Source organism: Pseudomonas sp. SID14000, from assembly GCF_002165135.1.
Lineage (GTDB): Bacteria > Pseudomonadota > Gammaproteobacteria > Pseudomonadales > Pseudomonadaceae > Aquipseudomonas.
In genome coordinates this window covers 1-383 of the sequence record NZ_NFZQ01000178.1, presented here as the reverse complement: position 1 = coordinate 383, position 383 = coordinate 1, and the positions used below count along the sequence as shown (strand labels likewise).

At 71.8% G+C, this 383-nt stretch carries 1 protein-coding gene; it reads left to right on the top strand.

Going from position 1 to position 383, the window contains the following annotated elements:
* On the top strand, window positions 1-383 hold a 383-nt coding region (locus CAY82_RS26940), incomplete at both ends, for a hypothetical protein (protein ID WP_218190875.1).

The window sequence follows — 383 nt, the reverse complement described above, 5'->3', positions numbered from 1 at the left end:
GACGATCCGCAGGGCACCCCTGTCCTGCTCGTCGGCGGACTGGCGCTGCGGCCGCTCCCGGAGGGCGGCATCAGTCCTGCTTCCCCGGCCCTGCCGGACGCCCTCTTCCAGGTCGAGTGGACCCCGCTGCCGGCAGGACCGGGAGCGGACACCACGGCCCCCGATGCTCACGTGGTCACGGTCGGCGACGGCTGGGAAGGAGAGGGCCCGGAACGGGTCCACTCCGCCGCCACGCGCGTCCTCGCGCTCCTTCAGGAGTGGCTGGCCGACGAGAGTTGGGCGGGGACGCCGCTGTTGCTGATCACTTGCGGTGCTCATGGTGGGGGTGATGTGGCGGCGGACGCGGTTTTGGGGTTGGTTCGGTTGCCCCACTCGGAGCATCC